The sequence below is a fragment of the Pseudomonas brenneri genome, from assembly GCF_007858285.1.
Lineage (GTDB): Bacteria > Pseudomonadota > Gammaproteobacteria > Pseudomonadales > Pseudomonadaceae > Aquipseudomonas > Aquipseudomonas brenneri.
Genome location: NZ_VFIL01000001.1, coordinates 253,015 through 276,963, shown reverse-complemented (window position 1 = coordinate 276,963; position 23,949 = coordinate 253,015). Strand labels below are relative to the sequence as shown.

The window sequence follows — 23,949 nt, the reverse complement described above, 5'->3', positions numbered from 1 at the left end:
CACGCACTTACTGCAACTTTGTAAGTGCTGATCGGTTATTCGCTGACTGACGCATTTACTGTAGGAGCGAGCTTGTCTCCGGGCGGCGTTCCGACGAAAAACTTTAACAATGCCGCAGGGCACCAGGATGTATGCGGCACCCTCAGGTTTTTCGCGAGCAAGCTCGCTCCTACATTGGGTGAACATCGGGCACCTTGCGCGCTTCTCGCCCCAAGGAGCACCCTATGTCCGGATCAATGGCCCAGGCCTTCGCCCATAATTTTCTTGGGCACTCGCCCCGTTGGTACAAGGCCAGCATCCTCGCATTCCTGATCCTCAACCCTCTGGTACTGTGGTTTTTTGGCCCAGTGGCGGCCGGTTGGCTACTGGTGGCAGAGTTCATTTTCACCCTGGCCATGGCGCTGCACTGCTACCCGTTGATGCCCGGTGGGCTGTTGATGGTCGAGGCGCTGTTGCTGCGCATGACCACGCCCCAGGCGCTGTACGACGAGCTGCTGCACAACTTTCCGGTGATCCTGCTGCTGATGTTTATGGTGGCCGGCATCTACTTTATGAAGGACTTGCTGCTGTTTCTGTTTTCGCGCCTGTTACTCGGTGTGCGCTCCAAGGCGCTGTTGGGGCTGATGTTCTGCTTTTTGTCTGCCTTTCTGTCCGCTTTTCTCGATGCCTTGACTGTGACGGCGGTGATTATCAGCGCCGCCGTGGGGTTCTATTCGGTCTATCACCGCGTGGCCAGTGGCAACGATCCGCGCCAGGACAGTGAATTTAGCGACGACCAACAGTTGCCCACCTTGCACCACGCCGACCTTGAGCAGTTCCGCGCGTTTCTGCGCAGCCTATTGATGCATGGCGCCGTCGGCACAGCCCTGGGTGGCGTGTGCACCTTGGTGGGCGAGCCACAGAACCTGCTGATCGGCCATGAGATGGGTTGGAACTTCAGCGAGTTCTTCCAGCGGATTGCTCCGGTATCCCTGCCCGTGTTGGTCGCCGGTCTGGCCACCTGCGTCCTGCTGGAAAAGTTGCGCTGGTTTGGCTACGGCACGCTGCTGCCGGATAACGTACGCCAGGTGCTGGCCAACTACGCCCGTGAAGACAATGCCGAGCGCACGCCACGCCAGCGTGCGGCGCTGATTGTCCAGGGCTTGGCGGCGCTGATCCTGATCGCCGGCCTGGCCTTTCATATCGCCGAAGTAGGCCTGATCGGCTTGCTGGTGATTGTGCTGATCACCGCCTTTACCGGGATTACCGAAGAGCACCGCATCGGCAATGCCTTCAAGGACGCCCTGCCCTTTACCGCGTTGCTGGTGGTGTTTTTTGCCGTGGTGGCGGTGATTCATGATCAACAACTGTTCACCCCATTGATCCAATGGGTGCTGGCCCTGCCCGCCGAACAACAACCGGGCATGCTGTTTATTGCCAATGGCCTGTTGTCCGCAATCAGCGATAACGTGTTTGTGGCGACGATCTACATCACCGAGGTCAAGCAGGCGTTTGTGTCCGGCCATATGAGCCGCGAGCACTTCGAGACCCTGGCCATTGCGATCAATACCGGGACCAACCTGCCCAGCGTGGCGACGCCCAATGGCCAGGCGGCGTTCCTGTTCTTGTTGACGTCGGCGATTGCACCGCTGATTCGCCTGTCCTACGGGCGCATGGTGTGGATGGCGCTGCCGTATACGGTGGTGATGGGTGTGCTGGGCTGGTACGGGGTCAGTTACTGGCTGTGAAGGGATGGCGAGCGCTCAAGCGCTCGCCAGGATAAACCGCTCAATCGCCTGGGCCGCGCCGTCCTCGACATTGCTGCCAGTGACCACATTGGCCTGACGCTTGACCGCCTCTTCGGCCTGGCCCATGGCAATCGACAGCCCGGCGACATGAAACATCGCCGAGTCATTGCCGCCATCGCCGATAGCCGCCGTTTGCTCCAGCGCCACCCCAAGATGGGCTGCCAGGGTTTTCAGGGCATCGCCCTTATTGGCCTGCATTGCCGTGACATCGAGATAGACCGGCTGCGAACGCGACACCTGCGCCAGCCCCTGGACCTTGGGCTGCAATTGCGCCTCCAGTTCAATCAGCAGTTGCGTGTTGTTACTGGCAGCGACGATCTTATCGATCCGTTCCAGGAACGGCTCGAAACTCTCCACCACCACGGGCGCGTACCCCAGGCCGTGTTGCTCACGCGGCACCATGGGACCGCTGGCGTCGCGTAACAGCCAGTCGCCATCGGCAAACACCCAGACTTCCACATCCGGATGCGGGGAAAACAGCGCCAGTGCTACCAGGGCCGCTTCCGCTGGCAAGTGGTGAGCCACCAGGATGCTGCCGTCCGGATTGACCAGGGTGCCACCATTAAAGCCTGCTGTTGGCACATCGACGCCCAGGGCTTCGATCTGCTGCAGCATGGCCTTGGGCGGCCGCCCGGTGGCGAGGCTGAAAAACACCCCGGCGTCGCGCAACGCACGCACCGCGTCAATGGTGCGCTGGCTCAGGCTGTGATCGGGCAGCAACAGGGTGCCGTCCATATCACTCAACAAAAATCGGATGGGGTGAATCGTCGCCTCACTCATCCCAGGCTATGCCAGGCACGGCCATCACGGGCCAGCAATGCATCCGCCGCTGCGGGGCCGTCTTCGCCTGCCTTGTAGGCCTCAATTCCATCGTCCTCCTTCCAGGCATCGAGGAACGGCTGCACGGCACGCCAGCCATTTTCGATGTTGTCGGCGCGCTGGAACAACGTCTGGTCACCGGTCAGGCAGTCATAGATCAACGTTTCGTAGCCAGTGGAAGGCTGCATCTCGAAGAAATCCTTGTAGGCAAACCCTAGCTGGATGTTGGCCATGTCCAGGGTCGGCCCGGGCTTTTTCGCCAGCAGGTCGAACCACATGCCTTCATTGGGCTGGATCTGGATCTTCAGGTACGTCGGCTTGAGTTCGTCGACTTCGGTGTCGCGGAACTGCGCATAGGGCGCTGGCTTGAAGCAGATGACGATTTCGGTGTCGCGCACGCTCATGCGCTTGCCGGTACGCAGGTAGAACGGCACGCCGACCCAGCGCCAGTTATCGATCATCACCTTCAGCGCCACGAAGGTCTCGGTGCTGCTGTCGGGTGCGACATTCGCCTCTTCCCGGTAGCCCGGCAGTGACTTGCCGCCGATCTCGCCGGCGCTGTACTGGCCACGCACCGAGTTGGCCCGCGCATCCGCAATCGACCATGGGCGCACGGCACCAATCACCTTGGCCTTCTCGCCACGCACCGCGTCGGCGCCAAAGGCCGCCGGCGGTTCCATGGCAATCATTGCCAGCAGTTGGAACAGGTGATTGGGCACCATATCGCGCAAGGTCCCGGTGTTTTCGAAGAAACTGCCCCGGGTTTCCACGCCGACGGTTTCGGCAGCGGTGATCTGCACGTGGTCGATGTAGTGGTTGTTCCAGAACGCTTCGAACAGCACGTTGGAGAAACGGCTGATCAGAATGTTCTGCACCGTCTCCTTGCCCAGGTAATGGTCGATGCGATAGATCTGTTTTTCGCTCATGACCTTGAGCAGGCAGGCGTTCAGCGCCTCGGCCGTGGCCAGGTCGGAGCCGAATGGTTTTTCGATCACCACGCGGCGGAAAGCCTCGGGGCTTTCCTCCAGCAGGTTGGCCCGGCCCAGGCGCTGCACCACTTCACTGAAGAAGCGCGGCGCAGTGGCCAGGTAGAACACCGCATTGCCAGTGCCACTGTCGGCGATCTTCTGTGCGATATCGGCATAGGTGCCGTCATCGAGAAAATCCCCCTGCACGTAGCTGATGCCCTTGGCCAACTGGGCCCACAACTGTGGGTCCAGTGCATGTTCGGCATTGCCCTTGACCTTGCTCGCCGCTTCGGTGCGGATGAAGTCTTCGAGTTTCTTGGCGAAGTCGGCATCGCTGATAGCGTTGTGATCCACCCCGACAATCCGCAGCCCATCGCCCAACAGGCCATCGCGACTGAGGTTGTACAGCGCCGGCATCAGCAGGCGCTTGACCAGGTCGCCATGGGCGCCGAACAGGAACAAGGTAGTGGGTGGAGCGGGTTCGGCCTTGGGTTTCTTGCCGTTGGCCGTCATTTTTTGGAAGTCTCCACATGGCCGCCGAAGCCGAAGCGCATGGCCGACAGCAACTTGTCACCGTAAGTGCTTTGCTGACGCGAGCGGAAACGGGCGAACAACGAGTTGGACAGCACCGGCACCGGCACCGATTGCTCCATGGCCGCTTCAATGGTCCAGCGCCCTTCACCGCTATCGGCCACGGAACCTGAATAACCGTCGAGCTTGGGGTCGGTCGCCAGGGCATCGGCGGTCAGGTCCAGCAGCCAGGAGGAAACCACGCTGCCACGACGCCAGACTTCGGCAATGTCGGCCACGTTCAGGTCAAAACGCTGGTCTTGCGGCAGGTTTTCCGAGTTCTTGGTCTTGAGGATGTCAAAGCCTTCGGCAAACGCCTGCATCATTCCGTATTCGATGCCGTTGTGGATCATCTTCACGAAATGCCCGGAGCCGGCGGGGCCTGCATGGATGTAGCCACGCTCGGCGCGATCATCAGTGGCGGTACGGTCCTTGGTGCGTGGGATATCGCCCAGGCCTGGCGCGAGGGTGGCGAAGATCGGGTCCAAGTGCTTGACGGTCTCGGCGTCGCCACCAATCATCATGCAGTAGCCACGCTCCAGGCCCCAGACGCCACCGGACGTCCCGACGTCGATGTAGTGCAGGCCTTTTTCCGCCAGGGCCTTGCCGCGACGCACGTCGTCTTTATAGAAGGTGTTGCCGCCGTCGATGATCACATCGCCGGCTTCCATCAGTTCGCTGAGGTCGTTGATCGTGGTTTCGGTCGCCTCGCCCGCCGGCAGCATGACCCAGATCGCACGCGGCTTTTGCAGGCCGGCAACCAGGGCAGCGAGGTCGGCAACGCCGGTCGCACCCTCTTCGCTCAAGCCTTTGACGAATGCTTCATTGCGGTCGTAGACCACGGTGGTATGCCCATTGAGCATCAAGCGGCGCGCAATATTCCCGCCCATGCGGCCTAGTCCGATAATCCCCAGTTGCATGTGTTGATGCTCCTAACTACAAATCAAAAAAATGTGTGACACAGTTTATAGCGCAATGAGGGATTAGTCCGGCGCCAATCGCACTAGTTTCATCAGAAAAAGTGGCCATCCTTTCACCATCACCCCCGGAAAAGTCACATCGACCGTGAAAAATAAAAAAGTTCCATTGAGACAAAAAAGAAATCAGAATCGCCCCTGACTCCTGCCATGCGCCTTCAATCACGCGCTCTGGCACCGCAATACACCGGCTATTTGCGAGGTAAGCAATGCGCACTGCACAGATGACACGCCCGCCACAGACCCTTTACGTGACCGTGCGCCGCGACGAACTGCGCCAGTTGAAAGACGAACGTGAACAGTTGCAGCAGGAAGTGCTACGTCTGCGTGCGCAGTTGCAGGCCCAGCTCACGAATCAAGCCATCACCTGCTGACCCTTTGCAGGAGCCGGCAAGAATTGCCACCTCGGATCCAACTCACAAAGTTTTCACCCGCCCTTCCCGATAATCCCCCGCCAGAACGCCGCCTCACGCATGGGCGGTGGTAATTATTGGGTTGGAGCGCTGCATGGCGATGTTCAAACGCAGCACGAAGTCTGCAAAAGGGTTTGATTGGGCCGGCCTTGGCTGGATGTTCCTGTTTTTCTGGTATTTCTCAGGCATTACCCAACTGCTGATCCAGCTGACCGGCACTTCCGGTTTCAGTGGTTTCCGCCAGGCGTTCTTCATGAGCGCATTGTGGTTGGCGCCCATGCTTCTCTTCCCACATCGCACCCGGCTGCTGGCCGCGTTGATCGGCGTGGTGTTGTGGGCCTGTTCCATGGCCAGCCTGGGCTATTTCTTTATTTACCAGCAGGAATTTTCCCAGAGCGTCATCTTCATCATGTTCGAGTCGAACATCTCTGAAGCCGGCGAGTACGCCACCCAATATTTTGCCTGGTGGATCGTGCTGGCCTTCATTGCCCACACCGCCCTGGCCATTTTCCTGTGGACCCGCGTGCGCCCGGTCTATCTGCCCAGGGGCCGGGCAATGATCGCGGCGACCGCGATTGTGCTGGCGATTGTTGGTTATCCGCTGGTCAAGCAGATCGCCACCAACGACACCCTGGAGCGGGCCATCGATGGTTTCGAAACCCGTGTCGAACCGGCTGTACCGTGGCAGATGATCGTCGCCTATCGTCGCTACACCCAGCAACTGAATAACATGCAGGGCATGCTCGACAACGCCAGCAAGATCCCACCCCTGAGCAACTTCAAGGACAGCATGGCCGGCCAGCCGTCGACCCTGGTCCTGGTAATCGGTGAGTCCACCAACCGCCAGCGCATGAGCCTCTACGGCTACCCACGCAAGACCACCCCGGAGCTGGACAAGCTGCGCGACCAACTGGACGTCTTCGACAACGTCATCACCCCGCGCCCCTACACCATCGAGGCGCTGCAACAGGTGCTGACCTTTGCCGACGAAGAGCACCCGGACCTGTACCTCAAGACCCCGTCCATCGTCAGCATGATGAAACAGGCTGGATACAAGACCTTCTGGATCACCAACCAGCAGACGATGACCAAGCGCAATACCATGCTCACCACGTTCTCCGAACAGGCCGACGAGCAGGTGTACCTCAATAACAACCGCAACCAGAACGCCCGCCAGTACGATGGCGATGTGCTGGAGCCGTTCTCCAAGGCCCTCGCCGACAAGGCCGAGCGCAAGCTGATCGTGGTGCACCTGTTGGGCACCCACATGAGTTATCAGTACCGCTACCCGCCGAGCTTCGACACCTTTACCGACCGTCAGAGCGTCCCGGACGGTGTGAACGATGATCAACTGCCGACCTACAACAGCTATGACAACGCGGTGCGCTACAACGATTTCGTGGTGTCGAGCCTGATCAAGGACTACGCCAAGACCGACCCCAATGGGTTCTTGCTGTACCTGTCCGACCACGGCGAGGATGTGTTCGACTCGGCAGGCCACGACACCCTGGGCCGCAACGAAGGCAAGCCGACGGCGCCGATGTACACCATTCCCTTCATGACCTGGGCGTCGCCAAAGTGGCGCGCCACCCACGACTGGAATATGCAAGGCGACGTGCAACGGCCCTACAGTAGCTCGCAGTTGATTCACACCTGGGCCGACCTGGCGGGCCTGAGCTTCGACGAATTGGACCGCAGTCGCAGCCTGGTCAGCGATAGCTTCAAGCCACGGCCGTTGTTGATTGGCGATCCCTACCAGCGTCCGCAGAAGGCCTTGATCGACTTCAGCCTGATCAAGCCCAAGGCCAGCACCGCCCCAAGGAATGTGGTGCAGAAGTAACCCCCTCCGCACGCCATCCAAAGCTAACCGTCCCGTTAACTTTGGATGTTCTTGACGTTAATTCCCACTTAATAAGTTTCCTACAGACTATTCCCATAAATCTGATCAGGGACGGTGCAGATACCGATCACTTTTAATGGGAATACATGCGATGAAACTTTCAGCCTTGATGCTCGCCGGCCTGCTGGGCCTGACCTCCGTTGCCGCCTTCGCCGAAGGCGGCTCGGATCGCGTGAAGGAGCATTTCAACAACTTCAGCTTTATCCAGGAGCAGACCCGCAGCAGCACCGAGCAAACTGCGGCCGCCGATACCAAGGGTGCTAAATCCGGATCCGCCGAACAGGCGCGGGACACCGAGCAACCCAAGAGCTGATGCACTGAGTACTACCCGGCACCATTGTGCTCCGATGGTGAAGGTCAACTTGGCGCCCTGTATCGGGCGCTTTTTTTTGCCCGATGATTCCCATGCTTCGCGTGAAAACCATCAGCATTGATTAGAGCGCCTTGCTCCAGAACAACATGCGGCCATGGGCCGGGTCGAATACCGAATCATCAAAACCAAACTTGCGGTATGACGCCTGTGCCACTGGATTACCTTCCAGCACCTCCAGGGTGATCTTGCAGCAACCGCGCTGACGGGCGATTTCCTCGACCTTTTGCAGCATTTTCTGGCTCAGGCCCAAGCCACGAAATTGCTCCATGACCACCACATCATGCACGTTGACCAGCGGACGACAGGCGAAGGTCGAGAAACCTTCGAAGCAATTCACCAGCCCGGCCGGCTCACCGCCGACAAAGGCCAGCACGCTGAATGCATGGGGACGCTTGGCCAACTCAGCCGGCAGTTGCGCCAACAGATCGGCGGACAAGGCCTTGCCCCCGCCCATGGGGTCTTGTGCGTAGTGATTGAGCAACAGGCCGATGGCCTCGGCCTGTACGGGGTTGCTGTAGCTGGCTTGCAGCACCAGTATTTCTGCGGCTTCCATTTCCTTCCTCGATAGCAGATAGGCAGGGATCACCTCCCCGCAAAACCTCGATTGTAAGCGGGCTGTAGGCCATAGATGAAGGAGATTAATGACAGGTTGGTGCAGGAAAGTGCGATCGCGCTTTCAATCGACAGAAGATGGCTCAAGGCCATTATCTACCAAAGCGCTGCAGCTGCATTTCTTGCAAGCGACTGAGGGTCCGGCGGAACGCAAACTCCAGGTAACCCTCGGTATAAAGCGACACCAAGGGCACCTTGGCCTCGATATACAACGGTACTTTACGGTCGTAACACTCATCGACCAGGGCGATAAAGCGCCGCACGCTGTCGTCGTGCACAGACAGTTGCGGTAACTCACGATCCCCCGCATCCACACGCTGGGCACCGTCTTCGGTGCCGCGGGCGATACGTCCGGGACGCTGCTGTGCACTCAAGCTGGGGACTTCGCCGAGTAATATGGCGCTGTAGCGATCACACAGCTGCATGAAATCCATGGCCGCCAGGGGTTGCTCGCACAAGTCAGCGTAACGGCACCACAGCACCGTCTCGCACGACTGCACCGTGGCAATACTGCGCGAACCCACGACAACCGACGCAGCGCTGCAGGCTTGCCCCTCGCTCAAGCGCGCAAAGACCTGTGCCAGTGCCTGAGGCTCATCCACCCAGTAGCGCTGCTCAGCGGTTCCCGGATGCAAGCGGTGATCTTCACTCCCGGCGACCGGCACCACCTGCATATGGGCCTTGATCGCCTCAATGGCCGGCAGGAAGCGCTCACGGTTGAAACCGCCGGTGTACAACTGCTCCGGCGGTTGGTTGGAGGTGCAGACTATCACCACCCCTTCGTCGAACATCACCTGGAACAGGCGCCCCAGAATGATCGCGTCACCGATGTCATTGACGAACAGTTCGTCAAAACACAACACCCGCACGTCCCCGGCCAACTCACGGGCCAGGGCCTGCAAAGGATCGGGGGTGCCGGTCAACTGGAACGAGCGCTGGTGCACCCAGCCCATGAAGTGATGAAAGTGCTGGCGCCGCGCAGGCACCCGCAGGCTCTGATAGAACTGATCCATCAGCCAGGTCTTGCCACGCCCCACCGGCCCCCAGAGGTAAACCCCGGTGACCGGTGTTTCGGCGCTTTGGTGCAGCGCCGCATGGCATGCCTGCAACGCCTCGACCGCCTGGCGTTGCGCATCGTCAGCCACAAAACCATTGGCCAGGGCCTGCTGGTAGGCGGCCAGGGGTGAGTCAAACGTCATGCGAGGCTTTTGCTGACCACCTCGAACACATCGCTGGACAACTCGCCCGAACCCCGGATGCGCTCAAGCTCGGCCTTCATCAGCGCCTGGCGGGCGCTATCGTATTTGCGCCAGCGAGTCAGCGGCGCCAACTGCCGCGAGGCAATCTGCGGGTTGAAGGCATTGAGCTCGATCACCAGATCAGCCAGGAAGCGATAGCCCGAGCCATCGGCGGCGTGGAAGTTGATCAGGTTCTGCCCGGCGAATGCACCGACCAGAGCACGTACCTTGTTCGGGTTCTTGAGGGTGAACGCCGGGTGTTGCATCAGCGTTTTGACCCGCGCAAGGCCGCCTGGCAACGCACTGCCGGCCTGGACGCTGAACCATTGGTCCATGACCAGCGGGTTGTCCTTGAAGTTCTCGGCAAACACTTGCAGGGCCTTGGCCTTCTCGGCGTCGAACGGCGAATTGACCAGCACCGCCAGGGCCGTCAGGCGTTCGGTCATGTTGTCACAGGCGTCGAACTGCTCCAGGGTCGCGGCCAGCACTTCAGGCTTGCCACTGAGCATCACGTAGGACAGCGCAATATTCTGCAAGGCGCGGCGTGCAAAGTGTTCGGCCGTTGCCACGTAAGGCGTCTTGCGCGACAGGTCGCGATTGGCCTGATAACGCAGCCACAGGCCTTCGAACAGGTTGTCGGCCAACTGCTTGCGCGCAAACTCGCGGGCGGTATGGATGGCTTCGACGTCGGCCACTTCGCTGATTTCGGTCAGGTAGGCTTCGCCCGGCAACGAAAGCATTTCCGCGACCATGGCCTGGTCCAGGCTGTCGTCGCTCAACACGCTGCGCAGCGCGCTGATCAGGCGCGGGTCCAGGACCAGGGGCTTGCCCTGCTGGTGTTGGCCGATCAGTTCCTGCAACACCTGCACCGCCAGTTGCTGGCCGGCATCCCAGCGATTGAAACCGTCGCTGTCGTGCTGCATCAGGAACATCAGTTGGTCGCGGCTGTAGGGGAAGCTCAGCTTCACCGGTGCCGAGAAGCCACGCAGCAGCGACGGCAACGGCTGCTCAGCGATATCAACGAAGGTAAACGTCTGCTCGGCCTCAGTCACCGACACCACCCGCGACGTACCCTGCGCAGCCGCTTCACCGGCCAGGCGCAACGGCAGGTCAGCACCGTTGGCGCCCAGCAGGCCCAGGGCCACGGGAATCACGAACGGCAGCTTTTCCACGTTATCCGGGGTTTGCGGGCAGCTCTGGCGGAAGGTCAGGCTGTAGGTCTTGGCTGCGGCATCGTAGGACTCGCTCACCGCCAGACGTGGCGTACCGGCCTGGCTGTACCAGCGCTTGAACTGGGTCAGGTCGGTGCCATTGGCGTCTTCCATGGCCTTGATGAAGTCATCGCAGGTCACGGCCTGGCCGTCGTGGCGCTCAAAGTACAGGTCACTGCCTTTGCGGAAACCTTCGGCGCCGAGCAAGGTATGGATCATGCCCACTACTTCCGAGCCCTTTTCGTACACGGTCAGGGTGTAGAAGTTGGAAATCTCGATAAAGCTGTCAGGGCGCACGGCGTGAGCCATCGGTCCTGCGTCTTCGGCGAACTGGTGGGTACGCAGGTAAGCCACATCCTGGATCCGCTTGACGGTGGCCGAGTTCATGTCGGCGGAGAAATGCGAATCCCGGAATACCGTGAAGCCTTCCTTGAGCGACAGTTGGAACCAGTCGCGGCAGGTCACGCGGTTGCCCGACCAGTTGTGGAAATACTCGTGGGCGACGATCGCTTCGACCCGCTGATGCGCGGCGTCGGTCGCCGTCTCGGCGCGGGCCAGCACCGCGCTGGAGTTGAAGATATTCAGGCCCTTGTTTTCCATGGCGCCCATGTTGAAGTCGTTCACGGCCACGATCATGAAGATATCCAGGTCGTATTCGCGACCGTAGACCTCTTCATCCCAGCGCATGGACTTCTTCAGGCTGTTCATGGCGTGCTGGCACTTGTCGATGTTTTCCGGCTCGACATAGATGCGCAACGCGACGGTGCGCTGGCTCATGGTGGTGAAGGTGTCTTCGACGCACCACAGGTCGCCGGCCACCAGGGCGAACAGGTAGGCCGGTTTCTTGAAAGGGTCTTCCCAGGTCGCCCAGTGCCGGCCGTCTTCGCCGGGGCCGCTGGCAATCGGGTTGCCGTTGGACAGCAGCACCGGATAGCTGTGCTGCTCGGCGATCACGGTGGTGGTGAACGTGCTCATCACGTCCGGGCGATCCAGGTAATAAGTGATCTTGCGAAAGCCCTCGGCCTCGCATTGGGTGCAGAACATGCCGCTGGATTTGTACAGGCCTTCCAGGGCGGTGTTGGTTTGCGGGTGGATGCGTACGCTGGTATCGACCGTAAAGGTGTCGCTGGCCGGGTGCAAGGTCAGGTGGCTGTCAGTCAACTGGTAGTCGTCGACGCTCAGTTCCCGGTCGCCCAGGGTCACGCTCAACAGCTCCAGTTGCTGGCCGTCCAGTACCAGTGGCGGCAAGCCGGCGCCGCGCTCGGGATTGCGGCGCATCACCAGCTGCGCGTGGACCAGGCTGTGGTCCTCGAACAACTCGAAGGTCAGGTGGGTCTCGTCGATCAGGTACTCGGGCGCCTGATAGTCCTTCAGGTGAATCATCTTCGGTTGTTCGGTGCGCATGCGTGAAATCCTTCTACTGATGCACGGCGAGCTGGTAAGCCGTGTATTTACGAATATTGATAACGCCGGTATCGAAGATCAGGTATTGGCCCTTGATCCCCAGCAGCGTGCCTTCGGCAATCGGGTTCTTGTCCAGGTTGAAGCTGACGATCTTGGCCGGATATTGCTCCACCGGGTAGCGGATTTCGAGGGGTTCGATATCGGTTACCGGTTGGATGGCCTGCAGGCCAAAGCGTTCCTGCAATTGCAGCAGGCCATCGGCGCAGGAGACGAACAGCTCGTCGCGTACCTGCTTGAGGTCCACCGCCGCCGCGTCGCCCTTGAGCAACGCGCGCCAGTTGGTCTTGTCGGCCACTTGGCTGCGCAACACGTCCTCGACGAAGCCCGATTGCTGGCGTGTGGCCACGCGCATGATCGGCAGCGCCTGGCTTGCACCCTGGTCCAGCCAGCGCGTGGGCAACTGGGTGGCGCGGGTGATGCCGACCTTGATCCCCGACGAATTCGCCAGGTACACCACATGGTCGGTCATGCAGAATTTTTCGCCCCAGGCCGGGTCGCGGCAAGTGCCGGCATCAAAATGGCAGCGCTCGGGGCTCATGATGCACAGGTCGCACTGGGCCAGCTTGGTCATGCACGGGTAGCAATAGCCCTGGCTGAAGCTGGTCTTGGTCTTTCGTCCGCAATGGGTGCAGTGGATCGCACCGAGGTATTCCAGGCGCACATGCGTGCCGATCAACGGGTTGACCGGCACCTCGGTATCGCCCAGGCGAAAAGCGTATTGAACGGTCGGCGAACCCAGTTGCGCCGACATCTTGCTGACTGCACCACGGCCAATCTCAATCAATGGATGGCATCCGACTTGAACAGGATGTTTTCCACCGGGGTCGACTTCGATTGGCATTCCTGCGGGCCCATATAGCCGGTGCGCTGGTCTTCCGGCAGGTTTTGCAGCTCCCAGGCGATCATCGCCTGCAGGGACAGCTCGCGCTGTTCGGCGGTGAGCTTACGGCCATCGGACCATTTGCCGATTTCCACGGCGAGCTTGAGGCTCTGGTAGATATCCGGGGTGATGTTTTCGATCATTTCAGCAAAAGAGGACATAAGACTCTTCCTTAACAAATTAGAAGGTTTACTGGGCCTGCCTGTGACGGCTGTACAAGCCGCCCAGCAAGCCCGTCAGGCATCCGACCAGCAAGCCGCCGACATGGGCCGCATTGGCGATTTCGCCGAAACCGATCATCGAGACCAGCCCCGACAGGCAAAGCAACAACCACACCAGCATCATCACCAGCACGCCACGCGGCAGGCGATACGCCGGGTTGGGCGCGAGCATCTGGTAGATCCAGCAATGGCCCAGCAGGCCGTACAGCACGCCAGACAAACCACCGAACAGGCCAGGCCCGCCAAAAGTGTATTGCGCGTAGTTGGACACCAGGCTGAACAGCAGGGTCAGGCCCAGCAGGTTGATACTGCCCTGGCGCGACTCGATGCGCCGCCCCAGTTCCCAGTACCACATGCCGTTCATGGCTAGGTGCAGGATGCCGAAGTGGATCAGCATCGGCGTCACCAACCGCCACCACTGCCCCGCCGCCAGGCTGTCGGCCAGGGGGGTGAAGTACAGGTATTCACCGGCCACGTGGAAATTCAGGAAAGTCAGCCAGCTCATGGTTTGCAGGTTATCGCCAAGCAGGGTCAGCGCAGCGACGATCAGGCTCAGCAGCAATACACCGGCCGTCAGTGGGCTGTGGCGCAATTGCTGGAGAAAACCGGGACGCTTGGCCATCTGTTCCTGGGGAATATCCAGCTGCTGGTCCGGGTCGCCGGCAGGAAAGCGTTGATACAGGCTGCGCACGTCCTCGCTGATCGCGTCCGGCACCCACAGCACTTGCTCGCCGGCCTCTTCGCTGACGCGATGGGGCACCTGCATGCGCTGCAACAGCTTGACGAAGCCGCCCAGGTCCACATTCAGCGGCAAACGTAAAACCGCCACGCTACTCATGAAATCACCTCGGGGCGCTCGACATCGACCCAGACAAACTTGTTCGGATCGAGGCGGGTTTCCTGGTCCAGTCGGTACGCTACCAGCTTGCCGTACAGCACTGCGCTGTAGTCCAGGCAGGCCAGGTTCGAGCGAATCGGCGCCGGTTTGCCACTGCGCCAGTAGTGGCCGACGAACAACAGCGGTTCATCGACGCCATAGCGCAGCAAGGAATTTTTCTCACTCGACGACAAAGGCGTACGCGCCACAGGGTCGGGCAAGGCATCGGGCTGGAACACGATATCGCCGTAGGTTTTCGGATCGTCTTCCCAGAATTTGGTGCGAAAGAACGAGCGGGTCAGCCCGTCGCCGCCGGTCAGCGTCAGGCCGTCCGGCAGGCGCATGTCGGTGCCGCGCAACAGGCGGTCGAAGGCGTTGCAGGCAAAACTGCCAGGTACCGCTGCGGCCTGCAGGAAGTGCTCGTCGATACAGCCGTCCGGGAATTGCCCGCGCAGCGGTTCGATCAGCCCCGAATCCCAGCAGGCGTGTACCACCCGGAAACGCCCGGCGTCGACAAACAACGGCATGTCGTAGAACCAGCCGAGGAAGTCGTGCCAGTCAGCCGGATGGTGTTCGAACTGGGTCAAAGTCTCGTGGATCAGCCGCGCGTGGCGTGGCGAATGTTCACGTACGTACTGCTTGCCACTGCCAGGCGGCGCCAATGTGCTCCAGCCCAGGGCGTTGAATTCATGGTTGCCCATGATGCACAGCGCCTGGCCGGCTTCGGCCATGTCATGGACGATATGCAGCGCCTCGCGAATGCGCGGGCCACGGTCGATGATATCGCCGAGGAACACCGCCATGCGTGAAGGATGGCGCCAGGTGCCGCCCTGCTTGTGGTAACCCATCTGGTCGAGCAGGTGCTCAAGGGTATGAGCGCAACCGTGCACGTCACCAATCAGGTCGTAGCTACGCGCGGGATCGAGCATCAGTCGCCTCCACCCCCCAAGCGGCTGCCCCAGCCCAGCTTGGTGCGGCACACTTCGTAGTAGTTGTGATCCAGCGGGTGGATCAACCGCAACTTCTGCGCCTTTTTGCTCACGGTGATGGTGTCACCGGGGGCGCAGGTGAAGTGGTTCTGCCCGTCACAGGAGACTTGCGGGTAGATCTGCATGTCTTTGGAAACCACGATTTTCAGCTCACTGTTGCCATCGACCACAATCGGCCGGCTCGACAACATATGGGGGTACATCGGCACGATCACAATGGCATCGAGCTTGGGATGCATGATCGGCCCGCCCGCCGACAGCGCGTAGGCCGTGGAACCGGTGGGCGTGGCGACGATCAGGCCGTCGGCTTTCTGACTGCAGACGAACTGGCCGTCGATGTACAACTCGAACTCGATCATCCGCGTCGATTTGCCAGGGTGCAGCACCACGTCATTGAGGGCATCACCCTGGCCGATGGCTTCGCCGTGGCGACGCACTTCGGCTTGCAGCAGGAAGCGGTTTTCCACCAGGTAATGACCGTCCAGCACCTTGGCCACTTCGACTTCCAGGTCGTCGGGGCGGATATCGGTGAGGAACCCCAGGCTGCCCCGGTTGATCCCCAGCACCGGCACGTTATGCCGCGCCAGGGCCCGGGCTGCGCCGAGCAGGCTGCCGTCGCCGCCGACCACGATCACCATGTCACAGACTTCACCGAGCATTTTGCGCGACGAGGTCTGCAGGCCGTGGCCTGGCAGAATCTCGGCGATGGTGTCTTCGAGGATCACATGCAGGTGGCGCTCAAGCAGAAACTTTTTCAGCCGGCGGACGGTGTCCAGAACCTGGGTACTGCCCAGGCGACCGATGATGCCGATATTGCGAAATTGCTCCATGGGGCTCCTGCGGGGTTTGGGTCTGGCAAAAAGAACGATTATGGGCGAAAGGCCGCGTTAGACAAAATCCTTTGTCGCCCCAGGGCCCAGACGACAACGGTTCTCAACACCCGGCACGATCACGCCGGAAGTAGGAAACAGCTATGCTCGGACCATGAATCCGTTCCCAGACTTGCAGTACCTGCCCCGTCAATTACGTCATCCCGAGGTGCGGGACCTGGCGTGGGTGATCCTCGCCCCGCCGATGCTGGAACAGACACCCTGGCCCCAGCGTCATCCCCTGGCCGGCAGCGACTGGGTACAGCAACCCGCGGCACTGGAGCAATGGCTCAAGCAACTGGACCAGGACAGCAGCGCCCTGCTGCATTGGCTGAGCCTGGCCCGTACCCGGCGCCTGGGCCTGTATTACGAGCGCCTTTGGCAGTTTGCGGTGCAACATGCCCCAGGCGTGCAATTGCTGGCGGCCAACCTGCCGATCCGCCAGGCCGGGCATACCCTGGGCGAGCTGGACATGCTGCTGCGCGACCGCGACGGCGTGCATCACCTGGAACTGGCGATCAAACTCTACCTCGGCCCCCAGGACGGCAGCGGCCAGGACACGGCACAGTGGCTGGGCCCTGGCTGCCATGACCGACTGGATCGCAAACTGGCGCATCTGACTGACCATCAACTGCCCATCTCGGCCAGGGCGGAAAGTCGCGAGGTACTGGCGGCGCTGGATATCCAACAGTTCGATGCCCATCTGTGGCTGGGAGGCTACTTGCTGTACCCCTGGCCCGGCGAGGCTGGGCCGCCCCTTGGCGCCCACCCCCAGCACTTGCGGGGGCGCTGGTTGCATCAGCGTGACTGGCTGGACTTTATCCGCAACAGTCCAGCGGGCCGCTGGCAGCCGCTGCCCCGCCATGCCTGGCTTGCACCGGCGCATTACCCTGCCGGGAAAATCTGGAGTGAAGAACAGATGCAGCGCTGGCTGGCCGACCTTGACCCGATGGCGCCGGCACAGTTGTTGGTGCGGATGATTCCGAACGGCGGGGACTGGGAGGAAGCGGAGCGGCTGTTTCTGGTGGCGGATCTTTGGCCGAATGTGCCGGGGGCGGGTTGATATTTGTGGGGTGGGTTTGCGGGCCTCATCGCTACAGACTATCAATATGCCGATAATCGACCTGCAACCCGGCAGCCAGCTCCCGAGCCCGCCCCAGCCGGATCGGCCCACGTTCGATATCCACCAACAACCCCGGACAATCCAGCAGCGGTAATGGACCGATATCCTTGAGCCGGCCATCGGTCATCACCAGCAACCGTTGCTGCTCGGCCGGGTAGCGCTGACGGCGGGCCTTGAGCCAGTGCCCGGCCTCGGTCAATGCCGCCAGCAGCGGCGTACCACCACCGGCGCCCAACGCTTGCAACCAGCGGCCCAAACCTTTGGCAGCCTTCAAGCCTTGTACCTGCCAGCTCGGCACTTGCCCGCTCACCGTCAACAACGCCAATCGCGCGCGCTGGCGATAAGCATCGTCAAACACCTGGGCAAGCACGCCTTTGGCGTCACTCAAGGCTTGATGGCGACGGGTAGACGCCGACGCATCGACGATCACCAACCACAGTTCATGGGGCGAACGACTGCGCAGTCGATACACCAGGTCTGCCCGACGTTGCGGCCGCCCGCCGAGCAAGGTCGCCGGCCAGTTGACCGAGCCCTCGGCGCCATTGCGTGCCCGCCCCTGCCTGCCCTTGTCCAGTCGACCCGCCTTGGGCCGGGCATCCGCCCCCACGTCAGGCCGGGGGCGAATGCCTAGGGCTTTTTTGGCCAGGCCGGCACTTCACGCCGGGCGCCCATGGCTTGCGCAGGCGCAGGCATTTCGCCCCACTGGCCCTGGCCAACAGAAGACTCAGGGGACTCAGAGGGCTTGGGCGCCTGAGCGCTGTCGGGCGGGCTTGCGGGCGATACTTGCTCCTGGCGCCGATGACGCAAGGCAAACTCGGCTACCGCTTCTATATCTTCCTCACTGATCGCCGGGGCCCCACGCCAGGCCGCATGCGCCCGCGCCCCGCGCAGCCACACCAGGTCGGCGCGCAGGCCATCGACACCGGCCGCAAAGCAGCGCTCGGTAATCTGTGCCAGGGCCTGATCATCCAGGGCGATGCTGTCCAGTCGCGCGCGAGCCTGGGTACAACGCTCGCGCAACGCGGCCTGTTGTCCAGCCCACTGCGCACAGAAACCCTGGGCATCGCTGTCGAAATCCAGGCGCCGACGGATGATCTGCCCACGCTCGGCCGGCAACGTCTGCCCGCTCAACGCCACATTGAAACCAAAGCGATCCAGCAGTTGCGGGCGCAATTCACCCTCTTCCGGGTTCATGGTGCCGATCAGCACGAAGCGCGCCGCATGCCGGTGGGAGATACCGTCGCGCTCGATCAGGTTGGTGCCGCTGGCGGCGACGTCGAGCAACAGGTCCACCAAGTGGTCGGGCAGCAAGTTGACTTCATCGACATACAGCACGCCGCCGTCGGCCTTGGCCAATACACCGGGGGAAAACTGCGCCCGGCCTTCGCCAAGTGCTGCATCCAGGTCGAGGGTGCCCACCAGGCGCTCTTCAGTGGCGCCCAAAGGCAAGGTGACAAACTGCCCGCTGGCCAGCAGGTCTGCCAGGCCACGGGCCAGGGTGGACTTGGCCATGCCGCGCGGGCCTTCGATCAACACACCGCCGATCTTCGGGTCGATGGCGGTCAGGCACAGCGCCAGCTTCAGCTCGTCGGCGCCGACCACGGCGGACAGTGGGAAATGCGGGGTGTCAGTCATACTGATATCTCGATGAATTCTGTAGCGCCCCTGTAGGAGCGAGCTTGCTCGCGAAAATAGTCAAGGTTGACGCGAGCATTCTGGATGAGCGCGTTGCCCTTGCGTTTTTCGCGAGCAAGCTCGCTCCTACCGTGAGGCGTGCGCTCTGGTAAGCATCAGGTGTCTTCTTCTATATCCAGCAACAGGTTTTCCAATGCCTCGCGGTACGCCCCCGGTTCCTGCCACATCCCGCGCTGCTGGGCTTCCAGCATGCGCTCGGTCATGTCACGCAGGGCATCGGGATTGTGCTGCTGCACAAACGCCCGAGTGTCGGGGTCGAGCAGGTAGGCATCGGCCAGCAATGCATATTGATGATCGTCGATCAGCGCGGTGGTAGCGTCAAAGGCGAACAGATTGTCCACCGTCGCCGCCATCTCGAACGCGCCTTTATAGCCGTGGCGCTTGACCCCTTCGATCCACTTGGGATTGGCGGCGCGGGAACGGATCACCCGGTTCAGCTCTTCCTTCAGTGTGCGGATTTTCGGCAGGTCCGGCTGGCTATGATCGCCATGGTAGCTGGCGGCCTTTTCGCCGCTCAGGGTCTCCACGGCGGCGAGCATGCCACCCTGGAATTGATAGTAGTCATTGGAGTCGAGCAGATCGTGCTCACGGTTGTCCTGGTTCTGCAGCACCGCCTGCACCTGGCTCAAGCGCCGGACGAATTGTTCGCGGGCGGCGGTGCCTTCATCAGAACCACCATAGGCGTAGCCGCCCCAATTGAGGTAGACCTCGGCCAAGTCTTCGCGACTTTGCCATAAACGACCGTCAATGGCGCCCTGCACGCCCGCGCCATATGCGCCGGGCTTGGCGCCAAAAATGCGCCAGCCCGCCTGCCGGGTCGCCGCGTCTTCGTCCAGGCCAGACGCAATCAACGCCTTGCGCTCACTGCGCACCTTGGCCGCCAGTGGGTTCATGTCGTCCGGCTCATCCAGCGCCGCAACCGCCTGCACCGCAGCATCGAACAGGCGGATCAGGTTGGCGAAGGCATCGCGAAAGAAACCGGACACCCGCAGCGTGACATCAACCCTTGGGCGGTCCAGCAGGCTGATTGGCAGGATTTCAAAGTCATCGACGCGCTGGCTACCTGTGGCCCACACCGGACGCACGCCCATCAACGCCATGGCCTGGGCGATATCGTCGCCGCCGGTGCGCATGGTCGCGGTACCCCACACGGAAAGCCCGAGTTGGCGCAAATGGTCGCCGTGGTCCTGCAGGTGGCGCTCAAGCATCAGGTGTGCGGACTGGAAGCCGATACGCCAGGCGGTGGTGGTCGGCAGATTGCGCACATCCACGGTGAAGAAGTTACGCCCGGTCGGCAGTACATCGAGGCGCCCACGGCTCGGCGCACCGCTGGGCCCGGCCGGCACGAAACGACCGCCCAGGGCATCCAGCAAACCGCGCATTTCCGCCGGGCCGCAGGCATCCAGGCGCGGCGCGACGACGATGCGCAGGCTTTCGATCACCGATTTCACTTCCTCCCAACCGGGCTCCTCAAGCTGTTCGAGCGGTCCTTCCAGTGCTTGTTCGATCAACCGCGCCGCATACAGCTCCAGGCGTTCACGGGTATCGCCAGCGGTGCGCCACAACTGTCCGTCGATCTTCTGCAACACCTCGGGGCGTCGCCCGGTCCAGGGTTCTGCCAGGGCACAGTCCAGCGGGTCAAAACCCAGCTCGAAGGCCTTGGCCAACACCCGCAGCAGGCTCGATTGCGGACCGCGCCCGTCGCCACGCGGGATACGCAGCAGGGCCAGCAAGGTGTCGATACGCAAGCGGCCCTCTGGCGACTCGCCAAAGATATGCAGGCCATCGCGGATCTGCGATTCCTTCAAATCGCACAGGTAGGTGTCCAGGCGCGGCAGCCAGACGGCAGCATCGGCATCATTGTCCAGCTCAAGTTCTTGATCGATGCGGGTTTCGCGCACCAGCTTGAGGATGTCCTTCTGCAGTTCCAGGGCGCGGCGTGGGTCGAGCAACTGCGCTTCGTAATACTCGTCCGCCAACAACTCCAGGTTGCGCAGCGGGCCGTAGGTTTCGGCGCGGGTCAGCGGCGGCATCAGGTGGTCGATGATCACCGCCTGGGTACGGCGCTTGGCCTGGGCGCCCTCGCCCGGATCGTTGACGATAAACGGATAGATATTGGGCAACGGGCCCAGTAGCGCATCCGGCCAGCAGTTCTCGGACAGCCCGACGCCTTTGCCCGGCAACCACTCCAGGTTGCCATGCTTGCCGACGTGGATCACGCCATGGGCGCCATAGGTGTGGCGCAGCCAAAAATAGAACGCCAGGTAAGCGTGGGGCGGTACCAGATCCGGGTCGTGGTAGACCGCGCTGGCATCCACCTGGTAACCCCGGGCCGGCTGGATGCCGACAAAGGTCAGGCCCAGGCGCAGGCCGGCGATCATCATGCGCCCGTCGCGACACATCGGGTCGTTGTGTGGTGTGCCCCAGCGTTCCAGCACGGCCTGGCGATTAGCTTGGGGCAGGCGCATGAACATCGCCTCGTATTCATCCAGGCCCAGGCTTTGCTGGCAAGGGCGCAGGTCGAGGCTATCGAGGTCGTTGGTCACACCGCCGAGCAGCTCGTGGATCAGGGCGGTGCCGCTGCCGGGTAGCGTTTGCGGCAGCGGATAGCCCTCGGCTTGCAGGGCAAGCAGGATATTCAAGGCGGCGGCCGGTGTGTCCAGGCCCACGCCGTTGCCGATGCGCCCGTCGCGGGTCGGGTAATTGGCGAGAATCAGTGCGATACGTTTATCTGCATTTGGCACCCGTGCCAGCTCGACCCAGCGCCCTGCCAGCTCGGCTACGAAGTCCATGCGCTCGGGCGCCGCGCGGTAGCACACCACGTCCGACTGACTGCGTTCGCTGCGCCAGGCCAGATCCTTGAAGCTGATCGGACGGCTGATGATGCGCCCGTCCAGTTCCGGCAAGGCGATGTGCATCGCCAGGTCGCGGGGCCCCAGGCCCTGTTCGCTGGCTTCCCAGCCGGGTTGGTTGTCCTGGGCGCAGATCGCCTGGATCACCGGGATATTGCGGCGAAACGGTCGCAAATGGGGGGCTTCGGGGCTGGATTGGGCAAACCCGGTGGTGTTGAGAATCACCGCCGCCTGAACCTCATCCAGCAGATCCTCGACCACCGCCAGGCAGCCGGGCTCTTTCAAACTGGCCACCGCCATCGGCAGCGGGTTAAGACCCGCCGCCTGCAAGCGCTGGCAGAAAACATCAATAAAACCAGTATTGGCCGCCTGCAAGTGCGAACGGTAGAACAGCACCGCCGCCACCGGCCATTCGGCGTTCCAGTCTGCCTGCCAGTGATTCAGGCGGGCATTGGCCTGGTGCGGGTGATAAATCGCCGTGCGCGGCAGGGTTTGCGGCTCGGCCCACGGGTAATCACGGCCCAAGTAGCTACTGGCCAGGCAGCGATAGAAATCCAGCGCATTACCCAGCCCGCCCTGGCGCAGAAAGTGCCACAGGCGGTCGCGTTCTGCGGCGCAGACGCTACTCAAGCTGCTGAGTTCAGGATCGGGGCGGTCGTCCCCCGGTACCAGAATCAACTGCACGCCTTGCCCGGCCAGCTCCACCAGGCGCTGGATACCGTAACGCCAATAACCGATGCCGCCGTGCAGGGAAATCAGGATGACCTTGGCGTGGCGCAGCACTTGGTCGACGTACAGGTCCACCGAGGCGTGGTTCTGCACCTGCATCGGGTTGGCCAGGCGCAGGCTCGGGTAGTCGTCGGGCAGTTGCTGCGCCGCTTCGGCCAGCAGCGCCAGGCTGGAATCACCGCTGCACAGGATCACCAGCTCGGCGGGGGTTTGTCCAAGGTCGGCGATGTTGTCATCGCTGATGAAACCACCGGGCTGGGTCCTGAGCAGATGCATGGGTTAAACGCTGAGCGCAGCGCGCAGTTGCGCTTCGAGGCCAGCGGCATCCAGATCCTGGCCGATCAGCACCAGGCGCGTGATGCGTGCTTCGTCGGCGCTCCAGGCGCGGTCGAAGTGCTTGTCGAAACGCGTGCCCACGCCCTGGATCAGCAGGCGCATCGGCTTGTTCGGGATCGCCGCAAAACCTTTGACACGCAGGATGCCGTGTTGCACCACCAACTGGGTCAAGGCATCGAGCAGCAGCGCTTCGTCAGCCTGTGGCAGGTCGATGGAGATGGAGTCAAAAGCATCGTGATCGTGATCGTCTTCACCTTCGTGGTGATGATCGTGATGACTGTGGCGCCCATCGATATGTTCCTCGGAACCGGCGCCCAGGCCAATCAATACGTCCAGGGGCAGGCGGCCGCTGCTGGCTTCGACGATCTTCACCGCTGGCGGCAGTTCTTCGGCGACTTCCAGGCGTACCCGGGCCAGGTCTTCGGCGCTGATCAGGTCGGTTTTGTTGAGGATCACCAGGTCGGCGCTGGCCAGTTGGTCGGCAAACAGTTCGTGCAGCGGTGATTCGTGGTCCAGATTGGGATCCAGTTTACGCTGGGCGTCGACCTGATCCGGGAATGCAGCGAAGGTGCCGGCGGCCACGGCCGGGCTGTCGACCACGGTAATCACGGCGTCTACGGTGCAGGCGCTGCGGATTTCCGGCCATTGGAAGGCCTGGACCAGCGGTTTTGGCAGGGCCAGGCCGGAAGTTTCGATCAGGATATGGTCAAGGTCGCCACGGCGCGCGACCAGTTCACGCATCACCGGGAAGAACTCTTCCTGCACGGTGCAGCACAGGCAGCCGTTAGCCAGCTCATACACACGGCCGTTGGCTTCTTCTTCCGTGCAACCGATGGAGCACTGCTTGAGGATCTCGCCGTCGATGCCCAGCTCACCGAACTCGTTGACGATCACGGCAATGCGGCGGCCCTGGGCGTTATCCAGCATATGGCGCAGCAAGGTGGTTTTGCCCGAGCCGAGAAAGCCGGTGACGATAGTGACGGGGAGTTTGGCCAGTGTTTTCATCGGATGCCCTTTGGGGCGGGCATACGGGACGACTGGCCCTG

At 61.7% G+C, this 23,949-nt stretch carries 20 protein-coding genes; 5 read left to right on the top strand and 15 right to left on the bottom strand.

What is annotated here, in order from left to right; all coding sequences use genetic code 11:
• The first annotated feature begins 224 nt into the window (after nucleotides 1-224).
• Complete coding sequence (nhaB, locus tag FJD34_RS01300; protein ID WP_090291168.1) at nucleotides 225-1,727, top strand: sodium/proton antiporter NhaB; 1,503 nt, start codon at nucleotides 225-227, stop codon at nucleotides 1,725-1,727.
• 15 nt (nucleotides 1,728-1,742) lie between these two features.
• Here the strand turns inward: nhaB and FJD34_RS01295 are convergent, their stop codons facing one another.
• From FJD34_RS01295 to gnd, 3 genes are read right to left on the bottom strand one after another with little or no spacing between them, the layout of a single operon-like run.
• Complete coding sequence (locus tag FJD34_RS01295; RefSeq protein WP_090291169.1) at nucleotides 1,743-2,567, bottom strand: HAD family hydrolase; 825 nt, start codon at nucleotides 2,565-2,567, stop codon at nucleotides 1,743-1,745.
• Nucleotides 2,564-4,087: a glucose-6-phosphate dehydrogenase gene (gene zwf / locus FJD34_RS01290; protein WP_032861170.1), complete on the bottom strand. Its 1,524-nt coding sequence runs from the start codon at nucleotides 4,085-4,087 to the stop codon at nucleotides 2,564-2,566. Before zwf ends, FJD34_RS01295 begins: the two co-directional genes overlap by 4 nt.
• Nucleotides 4,084-5,064, bottom strand: coding sequence for a phosphogluconate dehydrogenase (NAD(+)-dependent, decarboxylating) (gene gnd, locus FJD34_RS01285; RefSeq protein ID WP_090291170.1), 981 nt, complete (start codon nucleotides 5,062-5,064; stop codon nucleotides 4,084-4,086). Before gnd ends, zwf begins: the two co-directional genes overlap by 4 nt.
• A gap of 281 nt (nucleotides 5,065-5,345) precedes the next feature.
• Here gnd and FJD34_RS28005 point away from each other — a divergent pair, with 281 nt between their 5' ends.
• The 3 genes from FJD34_RS28005 to FJD34_RS01275 all read left to right on the top strand — a co-directional run bounded on the left by FJD34_RS28005 (nucleotide 5,346) and on the right by FJD34_RS01275 (nucleotide 7,747).
• Nucleotides 5,346-5,495, top strand: a complete 150-nt coding sequence (locus tag FJD34_RS28005; protein ID WP_223232685.1) for a DUF6026 family protein — start codon at nucleotides 5,346-5,348, stop codon at nucleotides 5,493-5,495.
• A gap of 133 nt (nucleotides 5,496-5,628) precedes the next feature.
• Complete coding sequence (locus tag FJD34_RS01280; protein ID WP_090291171.1) at nucleotides 5,629-7,374, top strand: phosphoethanolamine transferase CptA; 1,746 nt, start codon at nucleotides 5,629-5,631, stop codon at nucleotides 7,372-7,374.
• 151 nt (nucleotides 7,375-7,525) lie between these two features.
• Entirely contained in the window at nucleotides 7,526-7,747 is a 222-nt protein-coding gene (locus FJD34_RS01275; protein WP_032861173.1) for a hypothetical protein, read from the top strand.
• A 121-nt stretch (nucleotides 7,748-7,868) separates the two neighbouring features.
• On the opposite strand, the gene FJD34_RS01270 is transcribed toward FJD34_RS01275, so the two are convergent.
• From FJD34_RS01270 to FJD34_RS01235, 8 genes are all read right to left on the bottom strand, one after another.
• Nucleotides 7,869-8,360, bottom strand: a complete 492-nt coding sequence (locus tag FJD34_RS01270; RefSeq protein WP_032861175.1) for a GNAT family N-acetyltransferase — start codon at nucleotides 8,358-8,360, stop codon at nucleotides 7,869-7,871.
• A gap of 151 nt (nucleotides 8,361-8,511) precedes the next feature.
• Nucleotides 8,512-9,618 (bottom strand): cell division protein ZapE, encoded by a 1,107-nt coding sequence (gene zapE, locus FJD34_RS01265; protein WP_090291172.1) that lies wholly within the window; start codon nucleotides 9,616-9,618, stop codon nucleotides 8,512-8,514.
• A complete protein-coding gene (pepN, locus tag FJD34_RS01260; protein WP_032861179.1) occupies nucleotides 9,615-12,272 on the bottom strand; it encodes an aminopeptidase N in 2,658 nt (885 codons plus the stop codon). Before pepN ends, zapE begins: the two co-directional genes overlap by 4 nt.
• 13 nt (nucleotides 12,273-12,285) lie before the next feature.
• Nucleotides 12,286-13,116 (bottom strand): DUF2797 domain-containing protein, encoded by an 831-nt coding sequence (locus FJD34_RS01255; RefSeq protein WP_032861181.1) that lies wholly within the window; start codon nucleotides 13,114-13,116, stop codon nucleotides 12,286-12,288.
• Nucleotides 13,113-13,373, bottom strand: a complete 261-nt coding sequence (locus tag FJD34_RS01250) for a YeaC family protein (protein ID WP_029291449.1) — start codon at nucleotides 13,371-13,373, stop codon at nucleotides 13,113-13,115. The genes FJD34_RS01255 and FJD34_RS01250 overlap by 4 nt, the downstream gene beginning before the upstream one ends.
• A 28-nt stretch (nucleotides 13,374-13,401) precedes the next feature.
• Entirely contained in the window at nucleotides 13,402-14,271 is an 870-nt protein-coding gene (locus tag FJD34_RS01245) for a rhomboid family intramembrane serine protease (RefSeq protein WP_090291173.1), read from the bottom strand.
• The gene (locus FJD34_RS01240; protein ID WP_162237648.1) at nucleotides 14,268-15,242 is read right to left on the bottom strand and encodes a metallophosphoesterase; all 975 of its coding nucleotides are present in this window, start codon (nucleotides 15,240-15,242) and stop codon (nucleotides 14,268-14,270) included. Before FJD34_RS01240 ends, FJD34_RS01245 begins: the two co-directional genes overlap by 4 nt.
• Entirely contained in the window at nucleotides 15,239-16,129 is an 891-nt protein-coding gene (locus FJD34_RS01235; RefSeq protein ID WP_010210870.1) for an NAD(+) kinase, read from the bottom strand. Before FJD34_RS01235 ends, FJD34_RS01240 begins: the two co-directional genes overlap by 4 nt.
• A gap of 154 nt (nucleotides 16,130-16,283) precedes the next feature.
• Between FJD34_RS01235 and FJD34_RS01230 the strand changes: the two genes are divergently transcribed.
• Entirely contained in the window at nucleotides 16,284-17,231 is a 948-nt protein-coding gene (locus FJD34_RS01230) for a DUF1853 family protein (RefSeq protein ID WP_090291174.1), read from the top strand.
• Between the two features lie 31 nt (nucleotides 17,232-17,262).
• Here the strand turns inward: FJD34_RS01230 and FJD34_RS01225 are convergent, their stop codons facing one another.
• From FJD34_RS01225 to cobW, 4 genes are all read right to left on the bottom strand, one after another.
• Entirely contained in the window at nucleotides 17,263-17,898 is a 636-nt protein-coding gene (locus tag FJD34_RS01225) for a vWA domain-containing protein (RefSeq protein WP_373290002.1), read from the bottom strand.
• A gap of 20 nt (nucleotides 17,899-17,918) precedes the next feature.
• The gene (locus FJD34_RS01220; RefSeq protein WP_032861186.1) at nucleotides 17,919-18,926 is read right to left on the bottom strand and encodes an ATP-binding protein; all 1,008 of its coding nucleotides are present in this window, start codon (nucleotides 18,924-18,926) and stop codon (nucleotides 17,919-17,921) included.
• A gap of 155 nt (nucleotides 18,927-19,081) precedes the next feature.
• A complete protein-coding gene (gene cobN / locus FJD34_RS01215) occupies nucleotides 19,082-22,843 on the bottom strand; it encodes a cobaltochelatase subunit CobN (RefSeq protein ID WP_090291175.1) in 3,762 nt (1,253 codons plus the stop codon).
• 3 nt (nucleotides 22,844-22,846) lie between these two features.
• Complete coding sequence (cobW, locus tag FJD34_RS01210; RefSeq protein WP_029291434.1) at nucleotides 22,847-23,908, bottom strand: cobalamin biosynthesis protein CobW; 1,062 nt, start codon at nucleotides 23,906-23,908, stop codon at nucleotides 22,847-22,849.
• Nucleotides 23,909-23,949 lie beyond the last annotated feature (41 nt).